Source organism: Sorangium sp. So ce590 (assembly GCF_051521365.1).
Classification (GTDB): Bacteria; Myxococcota_A; Polyangia; order Polyangiales; family Polyangiaceae; genus Sorangium.
The window spans coordinates 6,307,714-6,327,762 of the sequence record NZ_CP150346.1 but is presented as its reverse complement, the minus strand read 5'-3'; the positions used below and the strand labels follow the sequence as shown (position 1 = coordinate 6,327,762).

The window sequence follows — 20,049 nt, the reverse complement described above, 5'->3', positions numbered from 1 at the left end:
CGTCATCGTTCCTCTTGCAGGATGGCGTAGAGCCGAGTCAGCTCCTCGCTCGGTACGCCGGCCAGGTCGTGCCCGAACGCCAGGAACCGTTCCCGGAGCACCGCGCCCGAGAGGGCCTTGAGGGAGGTGGACAGGTCGGCCCCGGCCGGGCCGCTACGCGCCTTCGCCGGGCTCTCCGGCGCGCGGGCTCCTCGTCGAGAGAGGTAATCGCCGAGCTCGGCCACGCTCTTCTCGCCGCTCATGGCCTCCATGGGGATGGTCATGGCGAGCTCTCCTTCCAGCGTGACCTTGAGCTTGGCGGTCAGGATCGAGTCCAGGCCCAGGCGCCGCAGGGACGCGCGGGCAGAGACCTCGCCCTGATCGAGACCCAGCGTGGATTCCAGCCGCGCGCACAGGTAGCTCTCCAGCTCCCGGGTCTCCGCGCTGGGATACGCGGGCGGCGCGGCGGCCGCGGGGTACGCCGGCGGCGCGGCGGCCGTGGGGGACGCCGGCGGCGCCGCGGCGGGCCGGGGCGCCTCGGATGAGAGCGCTGCGGGGCTCGACGAGGCCTCGTCGGTGAGCACCGGATCCAGCCAGCATCGCCTGCGGTCGAACGGGTAGGTCGGCAGCGGGATGCGCCGCGCGTCGCGGCGGGGATAGAGGGCCTCCCAGTCGATGGCGGCGCCCGCGACCCACCTGCGCGCCGCCTCTTCGGGCGTGCGGATCGCCTGGGCGGGAGGCGCGGCCGCGCCGCTGGCCGCGTCGCCGTCCGTCTGGCCGATGAAGACGCCCGGCGCGGGGACCTCGGGATCGCGAAGGTAGGCGTCGAGCGCCGTGATCAGCGCCTCCGCGGTGTCCGCCACCACGGCGAGGCGCAGCTCCAGGGCCTCGCGCCCCACCTGGAGCGTGTAGGCCACGTCGTCGAGGCGCAGGTCGGTCGCCTCGGCGAGGAAGCTGCGCATCCTGACGACCAGCTCGCGCAGGCTCTTGCGGCTCCTCGCGGAGAGCACGAACAGCTCGGGCAGCCCGGCGGGCGAGCGGACCGGGGCGGCGTCGCGCGGCGGCGGGCGGTGCTCTTCCACCACGAGGGTGGCGTACCCCCCGCCGGCCCCGATGGAGTCGATCATGGCGCGCCGCGGGACCTCGCGGCCGGCGATGACCGGTCGCGGCCAGTCCTCGAGGCGCTCTTGAAGGTAGAACGGGGTGTCGTCGAGGTGCAGGTTCGGATTCCTCGGCTCGGCGTTGATGGTCGGCGCCAGCGCGCCGTGCCGGAGCTGGAGCAGCACCTTGGCGAGCTGGGAGACGCCGGAGGCCCCTTCCAGGTGGCCGATGTTCGATTTGACGGTGCCGAGCGCGCAGAAGCCCGTGTCCGCGGTGAAGCGCCGGAACGCCCTGGTCAGCGCGTTGACCTCGACGGGGTCGCCGAGCGGAGCGCCGTTGGCGGCCGCCTCCACGTAGCTGATCGTGCGAGGGTCGATGCCCGATCTCTCCAGCGCCTCCACGAACATGTCCGACTGGGCCTTGAGGTTCGGCGCCGTGAAGCCCGTGCTGGCGCCGCCATGGCTGATGGCGCTCGAGCGGATGACCGCGTGGATGTGGTCGCGATCGCGGACCGCGCGATCCAGCGGCTTGAGCAGCACGGCGCCGACGCCCTCGCCGGGGATCATGCCGTCGCTGTCGCCGAACGGGCGGCTGAGCCCGCCGCCGCTCATGAACTGGAGCTGGCTCAAGCCCAGGTACTTCTCCGGGATGAGGGAGAGGTTGACGCCGCCGGCGATGGCGAGATCCGTGCGCCCGAGGAGCAGGCCCTCGCACGCGAGGTGGATGGCGGTGAGCGACGACGCGCAGGTCGTGTCCACCGCAAGGCAGGGCCCGTGGAGGTCGAAGAAGTGCGACACGTGGTTCGCGATGTGGGCGCCGAAGGCCGAGAGCAGGAGGCTGCGGGTCGCCTCGTCTCCGGCGAGCATGGCGTAATGATGGTAGATGGCGCCCACGTACACGCCGACCTTGCCGCCGTCCTTCGACAGCATGGCGCGGGTGTAGCCGGCGTCCTCGAGCGTCTCATAGACGCTCTCCAGGAAGAGCCGCTGCATGGGATCCATGAGCCGAGCCCGCGCGGGAGGGATGTTGAAGAGCAGCGGATCGAACTGGTCCACGTCGCGGAGGAAGCCGCCCCATTTGCTCTCGCTCTTTCCAGTCCGGCCCTTCTGAGGGTCGAAGTAGCGATCCTTGTCCCAGCGCTCGGCGGGGATCTCCTCGATGCAGCTCTCGCCCGCCTTGAGCCGCGCCCAGAGCGCGCGCAGGTCCTCGGCCTGGGGGTAGCGGCCGCTGACGCCGATGATGGCGATGTCGCCCCGCGAGGCGCCTTCCTGCGGTCTGCGCGGCGCGGTCGCGCGAGTGGCGCCGGCGAGCCGGGAGCCGTTCTCGAGAAGCGCCGGCGGTGGAGCCGGGTTGGCCGGCGTCGGCTCCGGAGAACGCGGAGCCTCCTTTCGAGCCCCGTTCGTCCGGTCGTGGAGCTCTCGGGCTCCGTTCATCCGGTCGTGGAGCTCTCGGGCTCCGTTCATCCGGTCGTGGAGCTCTCGGGCTCCGTTCATCCGGTCGCGGAGCTCGGCGCCGTGCTTCCGCTCCAGGAAAGCCTCGATCTCTTCCACCGTCGTGTGCTCGAAGAACACGAGCGACGCCAGCTTCAGCCCGAGGCGCGCGCCGAGCTGATCGGCGAGCTGCGCCAGCGACACGGAGTCGAAGCCGTACTCGGCGATGTTGACGTCCGGCGCGATCGCGCCGCGCCGGACCTTGAGGACCTCGGTGATCGCGTCGAGGATCACCTCGCGCAGCGGCGCGCGCGCCGCGCTCTCGCGGACCGCCCCCCCCGGGGCGGCGGCCGGCGCCTCCGCCGGCGGGAGCGGCGCGACCGCCGCGCCGCGCCCCGCCGGGAGCGGAGGCGCGTCGAGGCCGAGGGCCCTCGCCACCCGCGACGGCTTGCCGTAGAACACCGTGACGGGCGATTGCCGGGCCTGGAGGATGCGCTCGAACGCGGCCAGACCGGCGGTCGTGTCGAGGTAATCCAGGCCGCTCATCCTCAGGTAGGTCCGCTCCGACTCGGCGCGACCGCCCATGCCACCCTCGCGCCACAGGGGCCAGTTCATGACGGCCGTGATCCCGTGTCGGAGGCCCTGCTGCCGCAGTCGCTCGCGGTGGGCGCCATAGGCCATCTGGAACCGGTTGCCGCTGCCGTAATCGCAGGACCCGAAGTCTCCGAGCACGGCCGACGTCGAGGAGAACACCGCGAAGAAGTCGAGCGGCTCGGCCGCGGTGAGCCGGTCGAGGACCACGCTGCCGGCGACTTTGGGTCGCAGGTTCTCGCGGAACTCCGACCACGTCTTCTCGACGACAGGGCGCTCGTCGAGCACGCCCGCGGCGTGGATCACCCCGTGCAGGGCGCCGAAGCGCTCCTTGGCCAGGCGCACCGCGGCCGCCATCGCGGCCTCGTCCGCGACGTCCGCCTGGCAATAGAGCCCCTGGCCTCCGGCGTCCCGGAGCCCGGCGAGCTGCCGCTCCTTGCCGGCGTCGAGTGGCGAGCGGCCCGTCAGGACCAGATTCGAGCGGTAGCGATGGGCGAGGTGCTGGGCGACCAGGTACCCGAGCCCGCCGGCGCCGCCCGCGATGAGGTAGACCCCTCCGTGGCGGAGCGGGGTCGACGCGGCGTCGGGCTCGAGCGCGGCGGGCGCCGCGGTGCGGGCGAGCCGGTCCGGACCGCGATAACGGATCTCCGCCCCGTTCCTGCCGCCGGCGCCCTTCGCGGCGCGATCGGCGAGCTCGGCCCAGAGGTCCTCGGCGAGGCGTTCGGGCTCGCGGTGGGTCCAGTGGATCGTGCTCGACCGCAGGCCCGGCAGCAGCAGGCCGAGGGACCTGCAGAAGCCGGACGTGGCCTCGACGGCGAGGGGCGCCTCCTCGCCATGGAAGGCGAGGAGCAGGCGAGCCTTCGGAGCGGGGACGACGTTCGCGAGCGCGACGACGAGGTGGAAGAGCTCTTGTAGCTCCTCGACGCTCGCCGGTCCCTGTCCGGGCGAAGACGCTCCCTGGTCGAGGCCCGATGCGTCCCACAGGCGGATGATCCCGTCGGGCAGGCGGTCCTGCTCCTTCAACGTGGTGATCAGCCCGCGGCAGTCGTCGCCATGGCGCGGGTCGATCGTGAGCACCGAAGCCTCGCCGTCGCCGGACCTGCCGTTCGACGCGCTGCCCGGCTCGGCCTGCGCACGAGGCGACCCGACAGGGCAAACCCACGTCAGATGCCCGCCCCGCGCGCGGACCAGGCGCTCGAGCGCCCGCACCCGGGGGGTGTCCTCGGCTATCACGAGGAGGTTGGCAGGCGGCGCGTCGGTCGGCGGGCGCGAGGGGAGCGGGGTGGGCTGCCAGAGGTCCCCGAAGAAAAGGACGGCGTTTTGCTCCGGCTCCTCGTCGGCGTCGACGAGCTTCCGCCCCGTGAACCCTTTGACGCGCACGAGCGGCGAGCCCGCCTCGTCCACGAGGATCACGTCCATGACGGCGACCTCGCTCCGCTCTTCTCCGGCGGCGGGGCGTCGCACCTTCAAATGGGCGTAGCAGCGGCGCTCCAGCGGGCGGAAGACGACCAGCTCTTCCAGGTAGAAGGGCACCGGCGTGACGTCGTTGCCGGTCGCGCCCTTCCGCCTGTGCAGCATCCCGGCGTGGAGGGCCGCGTCCAGGATCATGGGGTGCAGTCCGCCAGCGAAGTCCTGGAAATCAGGCTCGGCCACGGTGAGCAGGGCCAGGGCCTCCTCGTCGTTGTCGTAGAAGGCCTCGATGACCTGGAATGCAGGGCCGTACTCGAACCCTTGCTCCCGCAGGGCCCGATAGCAGTCCTGACGCAAGAGAGGCTCGGGGCAGCGCGCCTTGATGGCAGCCAGGTCCACCGTCCGCTCGCCTCCGGAGGGCTCGGGCTCGACATGGATCTGGCCGCGCACATGGACGACGGCCCCGTTCTGAGTGCAGACTCGAAACTGGCAGCCTGCCTCTGTCGGCCGGAGGTCGAGGGTGGCCTCGACAGGACCGCGATCGACCTGGATCGGCTGCAGCCAGGTGACCTCGGTGAAACGACCGACGCGGTCCTCGGCGGAGAGCTCGCCAGCCACACGCGCCATCTCCAGGTAGGCCGTGCCGGGCAGCAGGGCGCGGCCTCGGATCCGGTGGTCAGAAAGGAGGGTCTCCTCGCCGGTGAAGGTCGTGGCAAACCGCTGCTCTTTGAAGGTCGACGTGTTGCGGCTCAAGAGAGGATGCAGCCGCGCCATCGCCGCGACCTCGGCGGAGGTCGGGAGGCTGCTGCGCGGGTCCTCTGGAGACACCGTGAACCAGCAGCGCTCGCGCGCGAAGGGATAGGAGGGTAAAGCGACGCGGCGCGGCCTTGCGCCTTCGTGCAGGCGGGACCAGTCGACGTCGCTCCCGCCCACCCAGAGGGCGGCGATCCTGTCCAGATCGCCCTCATCGAGGAGGGCTTGCAGGAAAGAGGCGCCAGCCCGGCCGTGGATGAGCTGCCGGACATGGCCCGCTCTGGCGCTCCCCTCGTGGATGTGCTCCAGCCCGCGCGTCTCAGGGGCGCGCGGCGCCCCGCCCTCGGGCGCGCGGCCGCCGACGTAGTGCTCGAGCAACTCGACGGCCTGCTCCGTGCCGTGGACCACGAGGGCCAGGCGCGCGTCCATGGCCTCGCGCCCGACTTGAAGGCTGTACGCAATATCGGCCAGCGACGTGGTGTGCGCTCGCGTCCGCAGGTGATCGAGCAGCCGCGCGGCCGAGACGCGCAAACGCTCCGGCGTGCGGGCCGAGAGCACCAGCACCTGCGGGCGCTCGCTCGCGTCCGACGGGGCGGCCGCGGGCCTGTCGTCCTCGCCCGGCAGGTAGGCCTCCAACACGAGGTGCGCGTTGGCGCCGCCAGCGCCGAAGGAGCTCAGGCCCGCCCGCAGGGGGAGCCGCTGGCCGTGCTCGTCGGCCAGGGCCTGCCAGGGACCGAGCTCCCGCTGTACACGGAACGGTGACCCGGAAAAATTGATGTTGGGGTTGGGCGGATCCGCGTGGATCGATGGAACCAGCTGCTCATGAGCCATCTGCAGCAGCACCTTGGTGAGGCCAGCGACGCCCGCGGCCGACTCCAGGTGCCCCACGTTCGACTTGACCGAGCCGATGGCGCAGTATTGACGCTCCTGGGTGGAGGCCTCGAAGACCTTGGCGAGGCCGGTGATCTCGATGGGATCGCCCAGCGAGGTGCCGGTTCCGTGCGCCTCTACATAGGTGATCGTGCGCGGATCGACGCCGGCCTGAGTCAGCGCAGCGGCGATGACGTCGGCCTGAGCGCTGGGGTTCGGGACGGTATAGCCGCTGGTCTTGCCGCCGTGGTTGAGGGCGCTCGCCTTGATGATCGCATAGATGCGGTCACCCTCGGCGAGCGCGCGATCCAGGCGCTTGAGCACGACGGCCCCCGCGCCCTCGCCGGGGACATAGCCGTCGCCGCCCTCGCCGAAGCTGCGGCACCGGCCGTCGGTGGCCACGAACTTGCCGCGGCTGAGCAGGATGTACTTCTGAGGGTGCAGAGAGAGGTTCACGCCGCCGGCCAGCGCCATCTCGATCTCGCCTCTCTGGAGGGCAGCGCAGGCCAGGTGAATCGCGGTCAGCGAGGAGGAGCACATGGTGTCCAGCGCGATGCTGGGGCCGCGGAAATCGAAGAAGTAGGACACCCGATTGGCGATCGACGCGAAGGATGAGCCCGCGGAGGCGGACCGACCCAGCGCCAGCGCCTCAGCGCCGAAGAGCTGGTAGTGACCATACATGACCCCCACGAACACGCCCGTCGCGCGGTTCGTCAGCGGCGACCGAGCGTAGCCCGCGTCTTCGAGCGCTTGCCAGGCGACCTCCAGGAAGACGCGCTCCTGCGGATCCATGGAGTCGGCCTCTCGAGGCGCGATGTTGAAGAAGAGGGGGTCGAAACGATCGACGTCGTCGATGAAGCCGCCCCACTTGACGTAGCTCTTGCCCGCTGCGCCAGGATCTGGATCGAAGTAGCGATCATGGTCCCATCGGTCGGCGGGGATCTCGACGATGCAGTCGCGGCCGACCTTGAGGTTCTCCCAGAACGCATCGAGATCAGGCGCCATGGGATAGCGCCCGCTGATCCCCACGATGGCGATATCGAGGCGCTCGAGGCTCCCGGCCTGCGGCGCCGGGAGGCGTGGAGCGGAGGCCGTGCGAGGGTCGGGCGCCGCGAGAGGAGGAGCCGCCGCAGGCCGGGGTGGCGGAGCGGCCGCGGGGGCGCCGTCGCCGACGACACGCCGGAGCGCCTCGGCGTGGTGGCGAGCGAAGTAGCCGGCCAGGGCGGCGACGGTCTGATACTCGAAGAGCAACGTCTTGGGGAGCTCACCGAAGAACGTTTCCAGCCTGCGGGTGAGGCTCATCGCCATGATCGAGTCGAGCCCGTACTGATCGAGAGATTGCTCGGCGTCGATGCGGTGGATCGGCAGCTGCCACTGCTCGGAGAACACACGCTTGAGGAAACCCACCGCGCGGGATGCGTGCGCGCCGGGCTCGGCGGGCCCGACCGCGGCGGGACCGCTGGCCGTCGGCGCGGCGCGCTCTCCGCTGAACAGAGCCAGGATCTTGCCGGGATCGCCGGTGAGGACGGCGATCTGCGGCCCTCCAGCCCGCAGGCAGTCTTCCAGGGCGGCGAGGCCCTGCTCGGTAGCCATGGGCACCATCCCGGTCGCCCGCGTCATCCACGCGATCGCGTCGGCGTCGGGCCTCATCGTGCCTTCCTGCCAGAGCGGCCAGTTGACCGAGACGGTCAGCCCGCTCCGCCGGCCGCCGTGCCGCTGCTCCTCGCGGAAGGCGGCGAAGGCATCCATGAAGGCGTTGCCGTAGGCATAGTCGGCCTGACCGGCGCTGCCGAGGATCGCGGCGACCGAGGAGCACAGCAGGAAGAAGTCGAGGTGGTCCTCCCGGGTGAGCTCGTCGAGGAGGAGCGTGCCTGTCACCTTGGGGGAGATCACGGCCGCGACGTCGGCCGGGTTCTTCTTGGCCAGCAGGGCGTCCCGCAAGGCGCCTGCGGCGTGGACGACGCCGTGGATCCCCCCGAACCGAGACCGGGCCTCGTGGAGCACGGCGGACGCCTGGTCTCGCTGGCCCACGTCGGCGCGCAGGTAAAGGACCTCGGCGCCCGAAGCTTCCAGGGTACGGATGCGCGACGCCTGCAGGGCGGACAGCGGGGAGCGACCGCAAAGCACGAGCTTTGCGCGGTACCGCCGGGCCAGGTAGTCGGAGAGGATGAACCCCAGCCCCCCGGCACCTCCGGTGATGACATAAACCCCCTCCTCGCGCAGCGGCAAGGGCCGGCTGGCGTCGGGTTGGAAGGGCTCGAAGCTGCGCGCGAGCCGCTGACCATCGTGGTAACGCACCTCGCTGGCGGGATCGGCGTCCGGGCTGCACTCGGCGAGCAACGCGTCGGCGAGGCCGCCGGGATCAACGTCGAGCGGCACGGCCACGGTCCTGCACAAAAGGTTGGGATCCTCGCGGCGCACGCTCCTCGCGAAGGCTGCCAGCGCGGCGTGGCGCGGGCTGACGGCGCTGCCCTCGGCCGGGTGCGCGTAGAGCACGCGAACGGTGTGCTCGCCTCTTCGCTCCTGCAGCGCGCGGCAGAGGTGCAACACCGCATCGAGGTGGCGGGTGTCGCCGGCGCCCCCCTGGTCGTCGCGCAGCGACCGGAGATACAGCACCGACGCGGGCACGCCGTGTCGCGACACGAACGCGTCGAGCAGCCGCCGATAGTGCTCTGGCCGGCTCGGATCGATGACATACCGGTCGTCGCTCGCGACCTGGAGCGCCGGCCCTGGGCGGACGAGGCCGACCGGCGCCTCAAGGCGTGCTCTGGTGGCCGTCCAGAGGCCATCGTCGGCGTCGAAGAGCAGGACGGGGCCCTGCGGGGGGCGCTCGCCGGCCGGACGATCGATGCGCTGCGGACGCCAGCCGGGCCGGAAATAGAGCCGCTGAGCCGGGGCGGGCGCGACGGCCGCCGTCGCGAGGCGAACGGTGAGATCACGGATCTCGACGAGCACCCGACCGGCGGGGTCGACGAGCGTGACGTGCGAGGCCCTGGCGTTCGTGCCCGGCGGCGTGGCCGAGAGGGTGGCGTAGGCGAAGAGCCGCGTCGGAAGCGGGTGGCGCAGCGTGACCCGGCCGACGGCGAAAGGAAGGTAGGGGGCTCGGACCGCCTCATCGTCTACCAGCCCGAGCGTGCACAGCAGGGCGGCGTCGAGCAGGGCGGGATGGAGGGCAAAGGTGGAGAAGTCGACGTGATGAAGCTCCGGGAGGCGTATCTCTGCAATGGCCTCGCCCTGGCCTCGGCGCAGCTCGTGGAGCGCGCGCATGCTGCTGCCGTGGTGCAGCCCGATCTGCTGGAGGCGGCGGTAGCACGCGTCTCCGCGGGTGATCGCCGTGCAACGCGAGATGATGTCATCGAGCGGGAGAGGCGGCGCCGCGTCGTTGGGCTCCCCCTCGTCGAGGCGCACCCGCCCCACTGCGTGCGAGATCGCCGCGTGCTCGGCGGCGGAGGACACGGTGAAGTCGAGCCCGCCGGCGGATGGACGGAGCGCTATCTGGACCTCGCGCGGCTCGATGTCCACGATGACGGGCGCGGTCCAGACGACGTCGACGATGTCGCGGACCGGCCGCCCGGCCGCCATGTCCGCGGCGGCGCGGGCCATCTCCAGGAATGCCACCGCGGGGAGGAGCTTCTGGCCCTGCACGAGGTGATCGGCGAGATAGAACGCGTCGCCCTGGAGCCGGCTGGAGTACGTGTGCGCGTGGAGCGTGGAGGTGTTCGCCTGCACCAGCGGGTGCAAGCGCTTCTCTCCCGCCTGGCCGAGGGTGAAGGCGTCTCCGCTCCTGGAGAACCAGTAATGCTCGCGGGCAAAGGGGTACGTGGGCAGCGGGATGCGCCGCCGAGCCCGGCCCACGTCGAGCGCGTCCCAGTCCACGTCGGCCCCGGCGACCCAGAGCCGGCCGAGCGTGGCCAGGTCTCGCTTCGCGATGGCGGCGCGCACCCGGGCCTCGTCATCCATGGCCTCCTGGCGAGATCCGCTGCTTCCAGTCCGCCTGGATGCCTGGCCCGTGAAGCCATGAGACCCGCTCGGCGCGCCGTCCTCGCAGTAGCACCGGAGCTGCTCGATGAGCTCGTCCAGGTCGGCGACGCGCAGCGCGAGGCGGTGTTGACGGGGATCGCGACCGACGCGCAGCGTATAGGCGAGATCGCTCAAGCGCACGGCGGGACGAGCCACGCTGCTACCCGGATCGGCGTCCGGCGCGGCCAGGTGTCGCAGGCGCTCTGCGAGGACCGCGACCGTCGTCCGTCCGGTCAGCGCCTCGCTGCCCACCGGCAGGCCGAAGCGGCGCTCGATGTCTTCGGTCAAGCAGCGCACGTCGAGCGCGCCGAGCCCGAGCTCGGACATCTCGGCATCCTCGTCGACGTCATGCGGCGCGATGTCCAGGCGTCGCGCCACGATGTCCCGCAGCTCGGCACGGAGCTGCGCCGCGCCCGGCAGGCGCCAGTCCGGGGCTCGGGGCGATGCGAGCCGTCTAGGCTGCGAGCCTTCCAGGAAGCGCAGCAGCCGCTCGGCGTGCGCGCGAAGTCGCTCCTCGGTATGCGCAGAGAGCACGACCAGCTCAGGCTCTGCCGCCGCGATCTCCAGGGCAGCAGCCGATGCCTCATACTCCTCCACGATCATGTGGACGTTGGTCCCACCAGCGCCGAAGGAGCTGATGCCCGCGCGGCGCGGGTGGACCTCGGTCACCCCGCCCTCGCGCACCTCGGGCTGGCGCCACGCGTCGAGCGTGCGTTGGACGTAGAAGGGCGTGCTCTCGAAATGGATGTTCGGGTTGAGCACCTCTGCGTGCAGCGATGGCACGAGCTGCCGGTGATGCATCTGCAGCGCGACCTTCGTGAGGGCCGCGATCCCTGCGGCGCCTTCGAGGTGGCCGATGTTGGATTTCACCGAGCCCAGGGCGCAGTACTGCCTGTCGCTGGTATGGGGCCTGAAGCTCTCCTCGAGCCCGCCGACCTCGATGGGATCTCCCAGCGCGGTGCCCGTGCCGTGGGCCTCCACATAGCTGATCGTGCGCGCGTGGACGCCGGCGCGCTCGAGGGCGCGTCCGATGACATCGGCCTGAGCCTTGGGGTTTGGCACCGTGTATCCATGGGTCTTGCCACCGTGGTTGACGGCGCTGCCCTTGATCACGGCGTAGATGGCGTCGCCGTCGGCCTCGGCCCTGCTGAGCGGCTTCAGCAGCACGGCGCCCACGCCCTCTCCGGGCACGTACCCCTTTCCGCCTGCGCCGAAGCTGCGGCAGCGGCCGTCCGGCGCGAGCATTTGAAGCTGGCATAGACGGGTGTACTTGCTCGGATGAATGGACAGGTTGACGCCGCCTGCGATGGCCATGGTGCACTCGCCCCGCCTCAGGCTCTCCACCGCCAGGTGCACCGCCAGCAGCGACGAGGAGCACGCCGTGGAGACCGTGAGGCTCGGGCCTCTCAGGTTCATCACGTACGAGATCCGGTTCGCGATCGAGGCGTGATCGGAGCCGGTGGGCACGTGGTTCCCGAGCGCCGCCTGCTCGAGGCCGAGCAGGCCGTAATCGTCCCACATCACCCCCGCGAACACCCCTATCCGGGCCGCGTCGTCGCGCACGCGCCCGTATCCGCCGTGCTCCAGCGTGGCCCATGCGGATTCCAGGAAGAGCCGCTCCTGCGGGTCCATCGTGGCCACCTGTTTCGGCGAGATCTGGAAGAAGAGCGGGTCGAACTTGTCGACGTCCTCGATGAATCCGCCAAACGCGCAGTAACTCTTGCCCTCCTTCCCGGGCTCGGGGTCGAAGTACCGGCGGTGATCCCAGCGCTCGGCGGGGATCTCTTCGACGCAGTCGCGCCCGGCCTTGAGGTTGGCCCAGAACGCGTCCAGGTCGGGCGCCATGGGGTACCGGCCGCTCATGCCGATGATCGCGATCCCTTCGTCCGCGAGGGTCGCTCCGGGCCGGGCGGGCGCTCGGCGACCAGCGTCGCGGCCCGCCCCGGCGACCGCGTGCTCATTCCATGCGGCGATCACAGCGCGGACCGGAGCGCCCCCGTCGGCCGGGGCCTCCGTGCCTCCAGGCCGAGCAGGCTCGTCGGCCGTCGGCGCCGGAGGTGCCTTGGCCTCCCGGTGGCGGCCCACGATCCGGCGCAGCTCGGCGCCGCGAGCCGCGACCAGGTGATCGGCGACCGCGCGGATGGTCCGGAGCTCGAAGAACGTCGTGCGCGGCAGCGGCGTCATGTCCTTGTCGAGGAGCGAATGAAGCTCCACGATCATGAGCGAATCGATGCCGTAGTCGTCGAAGCTGGCTTGCGCGTCGATCTGCGCTGCGTCCATCTTGAAGACGGCGGCGAAGTGGCCCTTGAGATAGTCCTCGACGGCCTGGGCCAGGTGTTCGTCGCCGGACGCGGCGCTGGAGGCAGCTTCGGTGTGAGCCGGTGAGGCTGCCGGCGGGCGCGGGTTCCTTCGCTCGATGACCCGCCGCATCCGCTCAGGATCCCCGTGGACCACGAGCAGCTGTGGCTCCGGCGCCGAGAGCGCCCGCGTGAAGAGCTCGACGCCCAGCGCCGGATCGAGCGCGCGCATGCCTGCGACGCCGGCGTACAGCTCCTGCTGCCCTTCGGGCAGGCTCATGCCCTCGCCGGCCCACAGAGGCCAGTTGATCGACAACGTCTTTCCACGACGCTGGCCCTGCGCGCGCTGCGCCTCGCGGCCCGCGGCGAAGCGGTCCATGAACGCGTTCGCGTACGCGTAGCAGCCGGCGCCGAAGTCGCCCATGACCGCGGCGATCGACGAGAAGAGCACGAAGAGATCGAGGGTGGCGAGGTGGCGGCTGGCGGCGTCCAGGTTCAAGGTGCCCTGGACCTTGGGCCCGAGGACCCTGGCGAAGGAGGCGGCGTCGGCCTGGGCGATGGGCGGCGCCTTGTCCGTGCCGGCGGCGTGGAAGATGCCGTGAAGCCCGCCGAAGCGCCGTTCTGCGGTCTGCACCAGCGCCCGCCCGGCCTCCGCGTCGCACACGTCGGCTTGAACGTAGACAGCGTCGCCGCCCAGGCCGCGGATCTCGTGGATCAACGCGTCCTTGGCGGCGTCGTTCGGGGATCGGCCGCTGAGGACGAGCCGCGCGCCGTGGCGCCCGGCGAGGTGGCGCGCGAAGATCGAGCCCAGGTGGCCGCAGCCGCCGGTGATCAGATACACGCCGCCGGTCCTCAGCGGCGCGGCGCCGTCGGGCCGTGCCGGCGCGTCCGCGAGCGGCCGCAGCGCGCGTGTCCACCGGGCAGTCGAGGAGGTATAACGGATCTCGCTCCCAGCCCCTGTGTCGCGGGCGCCGAGCTCGTTCGACACGATGTTGAGCAGCTCCTGGGCGCCGAGCCGGGCCGGCTCCGCCTGCACCGTGACGATCTCGACATGCGGGGTCGCCGGGGCGAGCGCGGCGGCGAAGCCGGCCAGCGCCTCGTCGCGCGGATCGGCGATGCCGTCGCGGTGGCCAAGGACAGACAGGCAGCGGACGCGCTGCGTGGCGCCCAGCGCGCCGAGGCCCTGGACCAGGTGGAGCAGCGCGTGGACCCCCGCGGTGATCGCGCCCTCGGCGCTGGCGCCATGGCGCCAGAGGTGGACGATCCCGAGGCTCCCGCCGGACCACCGGCCGTCGCGCGAGAGCGCCTCGAGAGCGCGCCTTATATGGCTCGGATCCGCTGGATCCACCCGGTAGCCCTGCGGGTCGAGCTCTCCGAACGTCGTCCCTGCCGAGAGCCGGCGCGTGGGGCGCACCCGGCTCAGCGCGTCGACGAGGCGCGAGGTCAGCTCGTCCTCCCGGCCGAGGACCAGGATCCGGTCCGGCAGCTCTCCCGCCGCGGCGGCTGCGTGCCCGGAGGCGACGGGCGTCGCTTCCCAGATCGGCTTGTACCAGAGGGTGTGGGCGGGCGCCGCTCGCTCCGTCTGGGCTGTATGGGGCACGGGCTGGCTGAGCGCGCCGCGCGCCACGACCCGCACGCTGTAATCGATGATCTCGACCAGGACAGCGCCGCCCGGGTCGAACACCTCGATACGGAACTTCAGGACCCGCTCCCCGCCAGCCCGGGAGTCCTGCGTGAGGACCGCGTGCGCGTAGCACGACGCCGCGGTGAGAGGCCGCCGGATCACGAGCCGGCCGAGGGTGAAGGGCAGGCGCAGGAGCGAGGGCTCGAGCTCGTGATCGAACCCGAGGTGAGCGATCGCCTGCAGGGCGCCGTCCAGGAGAGACGGGTTCAGCCCTTCCTCGTCGCCGCCCGCCACGGCGGCGTCGGGCATCCGCAGCAGGGCGACCGCTTCCCGCTCCCCGCAGTGGAGCGCCTGCACGGGCCGGAACGCGGGCCCGTAGTGGATCCCCAGGCCCTCGAAGAAGCGATAGAGCGCGTCGCCCGCGATCTGCCGAGGGCAGCGGTCCAACAGCGCCTGGACCGACACCGCGGGGCGAGCGCCCTCGGGCGGATCCGTGGTGAGGTATCCGTGGCCGTGGACCACGGACTGACCCTCGGCTTGCGAGTAGATACGGTAGACGACGGCCTCTCGCTCCGAGGCGAGGCTGATGCGCAGCGTGACGCGCTCGCCCGCGGCGATGACGGGCCTCGCCCACACGGCGTCGTGGATGCTGGAGACGCTCGCGCGTCCCGCGTGGTGGCCGGCGGCGCGGGCCATCTCCAGGTACACCGCCGCTGGCAGCACCGGCCGGCCGGCGACCACATGGTCCCGGAGCACGGGGTCGGCGCCGGAGAAGGTCTTCTCGAAGGCCAGCTCGCCCAGGGTGGATACGTTGGTGTCCAGGAACGGGTGGAGAGCCCTCGCGACCCCAGCGGCCACCGGTCGCTCCGCGACCACGGGTATCCAGTAGCGGTCTCGCGCGAACGGGTACGTGGGCAGGGCCAGCGGGTAGGGAGGCGGAGAGGGATAGAGGCGGCGCCAGTCGATCGCGGCTCCCGCGACCCATCGCCGCGCGATCGTGGTCAGATCGTGGCTCGCCGTGGCCTCGTCGAGGGCGGCCTGGTCCGCCTCTCCGAGCTCGGGCAGCTCGTATGGCTTGACCGTGCCGTGGAACACGCGGGATGGCTCGCCGCCCTGGCGGCCTTCGCTGTAGGCCTGCAGATCGGCGATGAGCTGCCGGTGGTCGGCGGCGATGATGGCGAGCCGGGACTCCAGGGCCTCACGCCCGGTCTGCAAGGTGTACGCGACGCGCTCGAGATCGCGGAGCTCGGCGGCGGCCCCGTCGCCGTCAGCCCGGCTCAGGAAGGCGGCGACCTTTCCGGCGTAGGCGCGCAGGCGCTCCTCGCTCATGGCCGAGAGCACCACGAGCACCTCGTCCCGGCCCGGCCGCGCGCGCGGCGGGTTCTCCCACTCTTCCAGGACGACGTGCGCGTTGGCCCCGCCGGCACCGAAGGAGCTGACGCCGGCCCGCCGCGGGATCTCCTTCTCGCCGTCTGGCCCCGCCAGGCGCGGCCGCTCCCATGCGCTGAGCTCCTGGGGCACCCAGAAAGGCGAGCTCGCGAAATCGATGCTCGGGTTCAGCTGCTGCGAGTGCAGCGACGGCGCGATCTGCCTGTGTTTCAGCTGCAGGAGCGCCTTGATCACGCCCACGACCCCGGCCGCGCCCTCGAGGTGGCCGATGTTGGACTTCGCCGATCCAAGGGCGCAGAACTGCCTGTCCTTGGTGTCCTGGCGGTAGCTCTTGGTCAGGCCCGCGACCTCGATCGGGTCGCCCAGCTCGGTCCCTGTCCCGTGGGCCTCCACGTAGCTGATCGTGCGCGCGTCGACGCCGCCCTGGCGCAGCGCCTCCGAGATGACCTCGGCCTGGGCGTTCGGGTTCGGCACCGTGTAGCCGTTGGTCTTGCCGTCGTGATTCACGGCGGTGCCCCTGATGACGGCGTGGATGTGGTCGCCGTCCTCGATGGCCCGACGCAGCGGCTTGAGGAGGAGCGCGCCCGCGCCCTCGCCGGGCACGTACCCCGCGCCCCCCGCGCCGAAGCTGCGGCACTTGCCCTCGGCGGACAGCGCCTTGAGGTTGCTCATCTGAAGGTACTTGGCAGGGTGCAATGAGAGGCTCACGCCGCCGGCGATGGCGTAGTGGCACTCGCCTCGCCTGAGGCTCTCGCAGGCGAGGTGGATGGCGACGAGCGAGGACGAGCACGCCGTATCGAAGGCGATGCTGGGGCCGTGCAGGTTGAGCGCGTAGGAGACGCGGTTGGCGATCGAGGAGTAGTCGGCGCTCGCGATCACGGGATTGCCCTTGTGGAGCTCGTCCTGCCCGTGCTTGCCGTAGTCGCCCCACATGACGCCCGCGAAGACGCCCACCCGGTTGCGGCGGCCTGCGCCCGGGGGCGCCTCTCTCCCGCGCACCAGCCGATCGACGGTGTACCCCGCGTGCTCGAGGGTCTCCCAGGCCACCTTCAGGAAGAGCCGCTCCTGAGGGTCCATGCTGTGCGCGGCGCGGGGAGAGAGGCGGAAGAAGAGCGGATCGAAGCGATCCACATCGCTGACGAAGCCACCCCATTTGCAGTAGCTCTTCCCGGGCGTCCCCGGGGCATCATCGTGGTAGCTGCGCCAGTCCCAGCGCTCGCGCGGGATCTCGGTGATGCAATCGACGCCGGCTCTGAGGGCTTCCCAGAACGCGTCGAGATCGTCGGCCTTCGGGAAGCGGCCGCCGTACCCGATGACCGCGATGCCGAGATCCTCCGGCCCGAGCGCCGCGGGCGCGGCCAGCGCGGGCTCCGGCCCAGCGTCGAGCACGATCTCTGGCGCGCCCTCCTCGGCCGGACGGTGCTCCTCCTCGGAAGGGGCCGCGATCGGGGACGAGGCCGGGGGCGCGCCGAGCAGCTGCTGGAGCCGCGCCTCGTGCTCGTCGACGAAGAAGGCGGCCAGCTCGGCCAGGCTCTTGTACTCGAAGAAGAGGGTGCGCGGCAGCGAGTCGAAATCCATGTCGAGGAGCGAGTTCAGCTCCATGATCATGAGGGAGTTGATGCCGTAGACCTCCAGGTCCTTGTCCGCGTGGATCTTGTCGACGGGGATCTTGGTGGCCTGGGCGAGCATCCTGCGCAGGTAATCCCGCGTGAGGGCCACGAGCTGCTCGCGCCGCAGCGCAGCCCGGGGGGCCGGCCGGGCGGGGTCGCCCTGGCCCGACGAGGGCCTCGAGCTCGCGGCGGCGCCCCGGCGGTCCGGGCCCGGCGCCGCGCCGGACGCGCGCGGCGGCGCGGGGACCTGAGCGTCGGGCCGCCGGGGCTCGTCGCGGGGCGCAGACGCCGCCCGCGGCTCGCGCACCTGCAGGATGCGGTCGATCTTCTTGCGGTCACCGCTCATCACCAGGAGCTGAGGGCGCCCGGCCCGGAGGGCGTCCTCGAAGGCCGCGAGTCCCTGGGCGGCTCCCAGCGCGCCCATGCCGGAGAACTCGAAATAGAGGGCCTTGTCCTGCTCCTCTAGCCTCATGCCCCCGTCCTGCCAGAGGGGCCAGTTGACCGACAGCGTCTGCCCGGCGCGCAGGCCGCTGCGTCGCATGCGCTCGCGGGCTTCGGCGAATCGATCGAGGAAGAAGTTCGCCGCGGAGTAGCTGCCGGCGCCGAAGTCGCCGACCAGCGCCGAGACCGACGAGAACAGGACGAAGACGTCGAGCTTCCGGTCGCGTGTCTCCAGATCGAGGTGGAGGGTGCCGTGGACCTTGGGACGCAGGACCCTGTCGAAATCCGCGAAGGTGGCCCTGGCGAGCGGGGTGCGATCCGCGATGCCCGCGCAGTGGAAGATGCCGTCGAGGCCGCCGAACTCCGCGTCGACGGCGGCGAGCAGGCGCCGGGTCTCCGCCGCGTCGCCCACGTCCGCGCGCACGTACGCCGCGCGACCGCCGAGCGACGAGAGCTCCTCGAGCATGGCGCGCTTCTCGTCATCGAGCGGAGCGCGGCCGCTCAGGACCAGGCGGGCGCGGTAACTCCTCGCCAGGTAGCGAGCGAACAGCATGCCCAGGCCGCCGCATCCGCCGGTCACCAGGTACACGCCGTCCGCGCGCAGCGGCAAGCTGGAGGTCGGCTCCGGCTCGTGCGGAGCGGGCTCGAGCCGCTGAATCTCGTGGCTGTACCGGTTCCCGTCCTGGTAGCGCACCTCGCCGCCGTTGCGATGGTGAGGGGAGGTCAGCTCGTCGACGAGCCGGCGCGCGGCGGTGGCCGCGTCGCAGCGATCGATCTGCACCGTCGCCAGCTCGAAGCGGTGATCGACCGTCGTGAGGGCCCTGGCGAGGCCGTTCACGGCCTCGTGGTGAGGCCGCGGGCCGGCCTCGTCGGCGGTGAACGCGAACACGCAGCGGGTGGCGCCGGACGGGTTCACGGCCAGCTTGGCCTGGACCAGCGCGAGCATCGCGTACAGGCCCCGCCCGAGCTCTTCATCGAGCCTCTCGCGCAGGGTCGCGAGCGCGTCGGCCGCCCCGGCCGCCCCCGCGCTGCCGCCCACGCAGTTGCCCGCGTGCAGGACGTGCGTCGGCAGGGCATGGCGCTGCTCCAGCGCCGAGAACAGCCGCCGGTAGTCCTCCGGGCGACCCGGGTCGATGCCGTAGGTGTGCGGATCGATCGACGTGAAGCGCTCCGCGGTCCGGACGAAGAGCGACCTGTGCGCCCCGGAGAGCCGAGCCTTCAGCTGCTCGTCGAGCCCGCCGAACGCCGCTCCTTCAGGCTGGAAGACGAGGATGGTGTCTGTAGGACGAAGATGGCTGGACATGGAATATCCCTTGATGCTCAAAGCGCTCTCTGCGTCCAGGCAGCGTGGTAGTAGGTGAGCGGCTGCGCGGGCTGCGCGGAAGGCGCGCGGCCCTGCTCCTGCTTGAAGGCGCGCGCGCTGAAGTCCGTGATGCGCACCAGGGCTCGACCGGTCTCGTCGAGGATGGCCACATTGAACTTGAGGATCTCGCGCGCGCCCTCGCCGCGCCGCGATCCCAGCGTCGCGTACGCGTAGCAGACCGGGGGCAACGGCCCCAGGATCTCCAGCTGGCCGAGGGCGAACGGGATGCTCAGGGAGGGCGCGTCGCGGCCGCCATCGAGCCGGATCCCGGTGATGGCTTGCAACGAGGCGTCCAGCAAGGAGGGATGCAGGCCGAACCGGGAGAACTCCTGGCGCAGGTGATCCGGCAGGACCAGCGCGCCCAGCGACTCCCGCTCGTTGCCGCGCACCTCCTGGTTGACCCTGAACGAGGGGCCATAATGGAAGCCGGCCTCCCGGTACCCCCGATAGAACGTCTCGTGATCCCTGCGCTCGCGGCAGCGGGAGCGTATGGCCTCGAGATCGTACCGGTGCGCGTCGCCGTGACCGTTCGTGGGGGGCTCGTGGGCGAGCCTTCCACGCGAGTAGAGCGCGGCGTGGCCCTCGCGCTCGTGGCGGATCTGGTACTCGACTCCCTGCTTGCCAGGGGTGATCACGACCCGCACCTCGTGTCGCGGCCCGCCGAGCAGGATGGGCTTGATCCACATGACGTCGCGGATGACCCGGACCGGCCGGCCGCCCGCGAGCTCACCGGCGGCGCGAGCGAGCTCCAGGTGGCCCACGCCCGGCAGGATGATGTCGCCGGCGACGACGTGATCCTTCAGATAGAAGACCCCGGCGTCCAGGTCCTTCCGGTAGACGCGCCCATCAGGGCTGGAGAGCTCCTCGTCGATCATCGGGTGTGGCGCGCTCTCGGCGCTCGCCGGCGGCGGATGGACGCCGTTCTGGCCCGAGCGCGGCTTGCCGTCGCCTTCGGGCACCCAGTACCGCTCCCTCGCGAAGGGATAGGTGGGCAGCGACGCGCGCGTCACGCGGGCGCCGCCGAACAGGGCGGACCAGTCGAGGCGCGTGAGCCCAGCGGCCCACAGCCGGGCGAGCCGGGACAGCTTGCGGTTGCTGACGAGCGCCTCCAGGAACTGCCGGCCCTCCTCCCCCTCCGCCAGCACGGGCGTCGCGGCGTGCGGCTCGTCCC

General features: G+C 71.6%; 2 protein-coding genes (1 of these 2 only partly in view). Both read right to left on the bottom strand.

The features are described from left to right. Window positions 1-2: 2 nt before the first annotated feature. Window positions 3-18,839 carry an SDR family NAD(P)-dependent oxidoreductase gene (locus tag WMF28_RS23435; RefSeq protein ID WP_437595491.1) on the bottom strand — a complete coding sequence of 6,279 codons (18,837 nt, stop codon included), beginning with the start codon at window positions 18,837-18,839 and terminating at the stop codon, window positions 3-5. Beyond that, window positions 18,836-20,049, bottom strand: partial view of an SDR family NAD(P)-dependent oxidoreductase gene (locus WMF28_RS23430; protein WP_437595490.1) — the 3' end only. Its footprint extends 16,945 nt past the window's final position; 1,214 of the gene's 18,159 nt are visible here — the last part of the coding sequence; its start codon lies beyond the right edge, outside the window — the gene reads right to left on this strand; its stop codon occupies window positions 18,836-18,838. The genes WMF28_RS23435 and WMF28_RS23430 overlap by 4 nt, the downstream gene beginning before the upstream one ends.